Annotated in this window: 1 protein-coding gene; it reads left to right on the forward strand. The window is 53.0% G+C overall.

Translation table 11 applies throughout. The features are described 5' to 3' along the window. On the forward strand, positions 1-9132 hold a 9132-nt coding region (locus tag NLX74_RS24915), incomplete at its 5' end, for an amino acid adenylation domain-containing protein (protein ID WP_483311665.1). Between the last annotated feature and the right edge of the window lie 51 nt (positions 9133-9183).

Here is a 9183-nt window from a genome sequence, read left to right on the forward strand (position 1 = left end):
GCTGTGAAACTGACACCCGTTCAACAATGGTTCTTTGAGCAGAACCTGACGGATGCTCATCATCATAACCAGTCCATCATGCTGCATAGCAAGGACGGTTTTGATGAACCGGCCCTGCGCACGGCGATGGATCAAATCGTTAGCCATCACGATGCTCTGCGTATCATTTTCCGACCTACGGAGCGCGGATATGAAGCTTGGAACCGTGCGATTGGGGAGGGCGAGCTGTATACGCTGGAACGTATGGACTTCAGCCATGAGACTGAGGTGGCAGCAGCGATCGAGGCCAAAGTGAATGAAATTCAGGCGGGTATTCATCTAAGCGAAGGACCGCTGGTGAAGCTGGGGCTGTTCCATTGTCCTGATGGAGATCATTTGCTGATGGCGATTCATCACTTAGTGGTGGATACCGTATCTTGGCGCATTTTGTTCGAGGATATTACGACCGCCTATGAGCAGGCATTGAACGGACAAGCGGCTCGTCTTCCGCACAAAACGGATTCGTTCCGCATCTGGGGGGATGGGCAGTCTCAATATGCGAACAGTCCGGCCATGGCAGCAGAACTCGCATTCTGGAAGGAAATGGAGCAAGGCGTATATCAGCCGCTTCCAAAAGACGAGTCCCCTTCTCATTCCTTCAATAGGGACAGCGAGAACATTACAGTTACGTGGACAGCTCAGGAAACGGAGCAGCTGTTAAAACAGGCGCATCGTGCCTACAACACGGAGATGAATGATTTGCTGCTTACCGCATTGGGACTGACGATTCATCGCTGGGCGGGCCTGGAACGAGTGCTCGTGAGCCTGGAAGGTCATGGACGGGAGTCCATTTTGCCAGAACTGGATATTACGCGTACCGTGGGCTGGTTTACGACCCAATTCCCGGTTGTGCTGGATATGAGCGTGGGGCAAGACCTTTCACAGCGCATCAAACATGTGAAAGAAGGACTACGCCGCATTCCGCAAAAGGGCATTGGCTACGGTATGTTGAGATACCTGTCCGCAGCACGTGAGCAAGAGCATTTTGTAACCGAACCTGAAATCAGCTTTAACTATTTGGGACAATTTGACCAAGATATGCAAAATCAATCCATTGGCGTATCTCCTTACGCTAGCGGTGCAGAGCTTAGCGCCCATGCAGCCAGATCGCACACGCTGGATATGAACGGACTGATTTCGGAAGGCGAACTGCAATTGACGATCAGCTACAGCAAGCAGGAATATCGTCGTGAAACGATGGAGCAGTTAGCCGAACAGTTCAGAACCAGCTTGCAGGAAATCATTGCGCATTGCACAGGCCGCAAACAGCAAGAGCTGACGCCAAGCGATGTCATGCTGAAACATGTAACCATGGCCGAGCTGGATCAGTTGGTAGAACGGACTCGTGACATGGGGGAACTGGAAAATGTCTATGCGTTGACGCCGATGCAAAAAGGCATGTTGTTCCATAGTCTGATGGATGCAGCGTCAGGTGCTTATTTTGAACAAACGACCTTTGATTTGCATGGACGCTTCCAAGCGGATATTTTCCAAGATAGCTTGAATCATTTGGCGCAGCGGCATGAGATATTTAGAGCTAATTTCATCAGCGGTTGGCAGGATGAGCCTGTGCAGGTCATTTTCCGCCGCAAGGATGTTGGTTTTAGATGTGAAGATTTGCGTCATCTGAATGAGCAGGAGCGTGACGCGTATGTGAAGGAATTTATTCGCAAAGACAAGGCAGCCGGATTCGATTTGTCCCGGGATGCGTTGATGCGCGTGGCGATTTTACGAACAGGTGACGAGGATTATTATTTTGTGTGGAGCTCTCATCACATCTTGATGGATGGCTGGTGTGTGGCGTTAGTCACGGATGAGGTGTTTGAGGCTTATTTTGCAGCGGTGGAGCATAGACAGCCGAAGCTTGCCCCCGTGACTCCATACAGTCAGTATATTGAGTGGCTTGAAGCACAGGATGTAGAAGCAGCAGCTACCTACTGGAAGGATTATTTGCTCGGCTATGATCAGCAAACTTCGATTCCGACCGGAAAAGTAGGCGTGAAAGCGGACGGTGCACAATTTGAGCATATCCTGTGCGATCTGGGCAAGGATTTGACCGGACGTATGGAAATGGTGGCTAAGCAGCACCACGTGACCCCGAATACATTGCTGCAAACAGCCTGGGGATTGCTGCTCCAAAAGTACAACGGTAGTGACGACGCTGTTTTTGGCGGTGTAGTGTCTGGTCGTCCGGCTGATATTCCGGGGATCGAAAATATGGTGGGCTTGTTCATTAACACCATTCCAATACGTATCCGTAGTGGGGCTGAGGACACCTTTGCTGACATGATCAGAACGAATCAGCAGCAGGCGCTGACTTCTCAAGATTATGAAACGTATCCGCTGTATGAAATTCAAGCCTTGAGCGAGCAAAAGCAAGATCTGGTCAACCACATTATCGTGTTTGAAAACTATCCGGTGGAGGAGCAGGTCGAGCAACTTGGCGAGGGTGCAGAGTCGGATTTTGAAATTCGCAATGCCGGCATGATTGAACAAACCAACTATGATTTCAATCTGATTGTCATGCCGCAGGAAGCGATGAAAATCCGATTTGAATACAATGCGAAGTTATATGATCGGGAAGCCGTTGAACGGACTCAGGGCCATCTGGTACAGCTGTTGGAGCAGGTGGTGGCGAAGCCGGACATTCGAGTGTATGAGCTGGATATGGTAAGTGAGCAGGAGCGAGAGCAAATTCTCAGCGTATGGGGAGATACAGCTGCTGAGTATCCAAGCGAGCAAACGATTCATGGCTTGTTCGAGACACAAACGGCGCAGACACCGGAGCAGCCAGCGTTGTTCTTCGAAGGAGAGCAGCTGACCTATCGCGAGCTGAATGAACGTGCGAATCGTCTGGCGCGCACCTTGCGCAGTCAAGGCGTGACGAAGGATCGACTGGTGGGTCTGATGACCGAGCGTTCGGTAGACATGATCGTGGGCATCTTCGGGATTTTAAAAGCCGGAGGTGCATATGTCCCCATCGATCCGACGTATCCAGAGGAGCGTATCCGCTATATGCTGGATGACTCGGGAGCGAAACTGCTGTTGACACAAAGTCATCTGGTGGACAAAGCAGTTATCGATGGTCAAGTACTGGTATTGGATGGAGCGCAGGAGGTGTACCACGAGGATGGTTCAAATCTGGAGCCGCTGTCTGGTCCGAAAGATCTGGCGTATGTCATTTATACGTCGGGTACAACGGGGCAGCCGAAGGGCGTGATGCTGGAGCATCACGGGCTGTGCAATCTGAAAACGTATTTTGATCAGACGCTCAAGATCCGCACGTCGGATCATACGTTGCTGTTCGCCAGCTATTCGTTTGATGCGGCTTGCTGGGAAATCTTCCAGGCGCTGTTCTGCGGAGCCACGTTGTATGTGCCAACGTCAGAGACGATTTTGGACTATGAGAGATTCGAACATTATATGACAGAACATCAGATTACGGTGGCGACGTTGCCACCGACCTATGCGGTGTATCTGGAGCCGGGACGGATGCCAAACCTGCGTATTCTGTTCACTGCGGGTTCAGCATCCTCAACAGAATTGGTATACAAGTGGAAGGATCAGGTGGCGTACTACAACGGCTACGGTCCAACCGAAAACTCGGTGGCGACGTCCATCTGGCCGGTATCCGAGGATGAGAGAGCCGGACAACTCATTTCCATCGGACGCCCTATGCCGAATCATCGGGTGTACATGGTTGATGTGCATGGACATTTGGCTCCGGTAGGCGTAGCGGGTGAGCTGTGCGTGTCCGGTCCGGGTCTGGCCCGGGGTTATCTGGATCGCCCAGAGCTGACGGCTGAGAAATTTGTACCGAACCCGTTTGCGGCTGGCGAAGCCGGCTATGAACGAATGTACCGTACGGGTGACTTGGCGAGATGGATGCCAGACGGCAACATCGAATATTTGGGCCGGATCGACCATCAGGTGAAAATCCGGGGCTATCGGATCGAGCTGGGCGAGGTCGAGGCACAAATTTTGAAGGTGGAGGACGTACAAGAGGTCATCGTACTGGCACAAGCGGACGAACAGGGGCAAAACCAACTGGTGGCGTACTATGTTGCTGAACGGGAAGTGAGCGCTGGTGAGCTGCGCAGCTTACTGGGCGAGGAGCTTCCAAACTACATGGTGCCTTCGTATTTGGTGCAGCTGGAGCAGATGCCGTTGACACCGAATGGTAAAATCGACCGCAAGGCACTGCCAACACCGGAAGGTAACCTGCAAAGCGGAGCCGATTATGTAGCACCGCGGACATGGGTGGAAGTGAAGCTGGCGCAAATTTGGCAGGATGTGCTGGGTCTGGCGCAGGTCGGTGTGAAGGAAAACTTCTTCGAGATTGGCGGACACTCGCTGCGGGCGACGACGCTGGCCTCGAAGATTCACAAGGAGCTGAACAAGCCGCTTCCACTACGCAGTATTTTTGAAGCGCCAACGATTGAACAACTGGCAGCGGTCATGGAAGGTTTGGATCAAGTGGCGTATGCGTCCATTCCGGTGACGGAAGAACGCAGCTTCTACCCGCTTTCCTCGGCGCAAAAACGACTGTTTGTGCTGCATCAGTTCGACCCGAATGATGTGAACTACAACATGCCGTCAGTGCTGCAAGTGAGTGGTCCGTTGGACGTGAAGCGAGTGGAGGACGTGTTCCGTCAACTGATCGCCCGCCATGCAACGTTGCGTACCTGCTTTGAGCTGGTGGACAGTGAGCCGGTGCAATGGATTGAGGACACCGTGCCGTTTGAGGTGGAGTATACGAAGGTACAGGTAGAGGGTGCGACTGCGGATACGATGGTCAGCCAGGAAGCACAAGAACGGGTGCAGCAGTTTGTACGTCCGTTCGATCTGCAAGCCGCTCCGCTGCTGCGGGTAGGCTTGGTAGATTTGGGTGTACAAGGAACCGAGCAGGAATCGCAGCATTTGCTCATGCTCGATATGCACCATATCGTCTCGGATGGTGTGTCCATGGGGGTACTGACCGATGAATTTGTCCGCTTGTACGACGGTGAAGAGCTTTCGCCATTGCGAATACAGTACAAGGATTATGCGGTATGGCAGCAAAGCGAAGCCCATCAAGAGTGGATGCAACGTCAGGAAGCGTACTGGCTCGACACCTTCCGGGGTGAACTGCCTGTGCTGGATCTACCGACAGACTTTGCCCGTCCGTCGGTACGAAGTACGGCAGGCGATACGGTGGTGTTCGAGCTGGAACGTGAAGTCAGCGAACGTCTGAAAGAACTGGCGGCGCACACAGGCTCGACGTTGTATATGGTGCTGCTGGCAGCGTACACCGCGCTCTTACACCAATACAGCGGGCAAGAGGACATCGTAGTCGGCACACCGATTGCAGGACGACCGCATGCAGATTTGGAACCGATCCTCGGGATGTTCGTCGGTACGTTGGCATTGCGAAACTATCCGACAGCGGAACATACCTTCCGTAGCTACGTGGAAGAAGTGAAAGTTTGTGCTCTGCAAGCCTATGAACATCAGGACTACCCATTTGAGGAACTGGTGGAAAAGCTAAATGTGAAGCGGGATATGAGCCGCCATCCGCTGTTCGATACGATGTTTACCCTACAAACCACCGAAGAAGGCGAACTGCAACTGGCAGATCTGAGCTTCCGTCCATACGGTTTGGAACAAACGCCAGCGAAGTTTGATTTGACGCTGGAAGCCAGAGAGGAAGAGGCAGGTATCCAGTTCGGATTGCAATATGCAACTGCATTGTACGAGCGCGAAACGGTAGAACGGATGACACGCCACTTTATTCGTTTGGCCGAAGCCGTGGCGGCGAACCCGGATGCGAAGCTGAGTGAGCTGGAACTGATTACGGCAGAAGAAACCGAGCAGATTCTGAAGGTGTTCAATGATTCGAATGCGTACAGCCTGCTTGGAGCATTGCAAGGCCGTTCGCTCAGCGAACGCTTTGAAGAGCAAGCGAAGCGCAACCCTGAGCGGATAGCAGTTGTGTCTGGGTCCACCGCGCTGACCTACACTGAGCTGAATGAGCGTGCGAACCAATTGGCTCGTGTGTTACAAGCGGAAGGGGTCAAAGCAGATCAATCGGTTGGCGTATTGCTGGAACGTTCTGCGGATATTCTGGTGAGCATTCTGGGGGTACTTAAGGCCGGAGGCGCATATGTACCAATGGATACGATGTATCCACAGGAGCGCATCGACTACATGCTCCAAGACAGTGGGGCCAAGGTCGTGATTACAAGCAGAGTTGCCAACCTGTCGCTCAGCTTGCCATCCACTGTTCGAGCTGTAGTCTTGGATGACGAGGACGTTCAAGCTCAACTGGGAGCACAGGATGCGAGTAATCTAATTCCTGTCGCCCGCCCGCATAACCTGGCCTATATGATTTACACGTCAGGTACCACCGGCCAGCCGAAAGGGGTCATGATCGAGCAGGGCAGTGTTAGCAATCTGGTAGATGCTTTATTGGAGCGAGTATACAGCCGTTATGAACAGCCGCTTCATGTCGCATGGCTGTCGGCATTTGTATTTGACGCTTCAGTGAAGCAAATCTTTGCCAGCTTGCTGTTAGGCCACACCCTACACGTGGTGTCCCGTGACGTCAGTCTGAGCGGAGAGCATTTGATCGCCTACTACCGCACGCACCGGATTGATCTGTCGGACGGCACACCCGCGCATCTGCATATTTTGAACGAAAGTGTCAGTGTGACGGAAGCGCCGGAAGTGAAGCATTACCTGATCGGTGGCGAAGCATTATCCGTGCAGCTGGTAAATGTGTTCCTGCACAAGTGGCCCGGGTATCGTCCGGTCATTACGAACGTGTACGGTCCGACCGAAACCACGGTAGATGCGACTGCTTATACGATTGAAGATGTGGAAGCCCTGAACGCACTGTTGGAAAAAGGGGAGCATACGGTATCCATCGGAACGCCGATAGCGAACCAGTCCGTGTACATCCTGAACAGCCAGCAACAGCTGGTACCGATCGGGATCGCAGGTGAGCTTTATATCGGAGGTGCAGGTGTCGGACGAGGATACCTGAACCTGCCGGAGCTGACGGCAGAGAAATTCGTCCTGAATCCGTTCGCTGATGCAGCCGATCAAGCGGACAGCACTCACGCAAACCGGATGTACCGGACGGGCGACCTGGCACGGTGGTTGCCAGACGGCAGCATTGAGTATTTGGGCCGGATCGACCATCAGGTGAAAATCCGGGGTTACCGGATCGAGCTGGGCGAAGTGGAAGCGCAGCTGCTGACCGTGGATGGCATTCAGAAAGCCGTGGTCACAGCATGGGAAAACGAAGACGGACACAAGGACCTGTGTGCCTACATCATAGCTTCAGAGTCCCTGAGTTTGCCGGAGCTGCGCAATGCGCTGCAGCCGAAGCTGCCGGATTACATGATCCCGACGTATGTGGTACAGCTGGATCATTTCCCGCTGACACCGAACGGGAAAATCGACCGCAAGGCGTTGCCGGCACCGGAAGCACGTCTCGAAGGAGGCCTGGAGTACGTTGCACCGCGGACGCCGCTGGAAGCCAAGCTAGCCCAAATCTGGCAGGATGTCTTGAAGCTGTCCACCGTAGGAGTCACCGACTCATTCTTTGACGTGGGTGGGCACTCCCTGCGGGCAACGACGCTGGTGGCCAAAATCCATCAGGAACTGGATAGCCGGATTACGCTGCGTGAGGTATTCCAACACTTTACGATTGAGCAGCAAGCTCAGCTCATAGCTACGCACGGGACAGACACCTATACGGTGATCCCTGCGGCGGCGCAACAGGCGTACTACCCGGTTTCCTCGGCTCAAAAACGACTGTACATTTTGAGCCATCTGGAAGGTGGGGATCTCAGCTACAATATGCCGGGTGTATTAACTGTGGAGGGGCCGCTTCAGGCCGATCGGCTGGAGGATGCGTTCCGTCAGTTAATAGCCCGCCACGAAACGCTGCGGACTTCCTTTGAAATGGTGGAAGGCGAGGTCGTTCAGCGGGTTTACGATCAAGTGGAGTTTGCATTAGAGCACTTGCAGGCCAGGGAGTCCGAAGCCGGAGCCTATATCGAGTCCTTTGTACGCAGCTTCGATCTTCGCCAGGCACCACTGCTGCGTGTCCGTCTCATTCAAACTGGACCAGAGCGCCACCTCCTGATGTACGACATGCACCATATTATTTCAGACGGTGTATCGTCTAACAATATCGTGCAGGAGCTGGTACAACTGTACGAGGGACAGGAATTGGAGCCGCTGCAAATTCAGTACAAAGACTACGCCGTGTGGCAGCAACAGGAGACGCAGCGTGAGTCATACCAACGCCGGGAACACTTCTGGCTGGAGCATTTAGCCGGAGAATTGCCGGTACTGGATTTGCCAATTGCTTATCCTAGACCTGCTGTTCGCAGCTTCGAGGGTGCGATGTATGAATTTACAGTGGACGCAAATGTATCCGAGCAACTGCACCGAATTGCGGCACAGACCGGAAGTACGCTGTACATGGTGCTATTGAGCGCCTACACCGTTCTGCTGTCCAAATACAGCGGTCAGGACGATTTGATCATCGGTACGCCAGTAGCAGGACGCTTGTTGCCTGAGCTGGAGCCACTGATCGGAATGTTCGTCAACACGCTAGCCATCCGGCATCAGCCGAAGGGCAACCAAACGTTCCACAGCTACTTGCTAGAAGCCAGAGATCGTACGCTGCAAGCCTTTGAGCATCAGGATTATCCACTGGAAGAGTTGGTGGAAAAGCTGGATGTAGCACGGGATGCAAGCCGTAACCCATTATTTGACACTGTGTTTGTACTGCAAAATACGGAGTCACAGGAAGCGAAGCTAGAAACGCTGTCCTTCAGTCCATATGTTCAGGAGCACAGCATCTCCAAATTCGATTTGACCTTGTCTATGAGTGATGAAGACGGGGAAATCAAGGGTTCCTTTGAATATTGCACGAAGCTGTTTGGAGCCGACGCTATTGAGAGATTAACCAGAGATTTGATAGCGATCCTGTCCCAGGTTGGGATCAATCCAGATTTGCTGTTAAGCGATATTCAGGTGAACTCGGACGAGCAACCGGAAGGCTTCTCGCCGGATTCCATCGACTTTGTTTTCTAAATCCGTTTTCTAAATGCAATGAATTCACTTTGCGCGTGCAAAGGGCGGCGG

Origin of the sequence: Paenibacillus sp. MZ03-122A, assembly GCF_024213325.1 — a bacterium.
In the GTDB taxonomy this organism is placed as follows: Bacteria; Bacillota; Bacilli; order Paenibacillales; family Paenibacillaceae; genus Paenibacillus; species Paenibacillus polymyxa_B.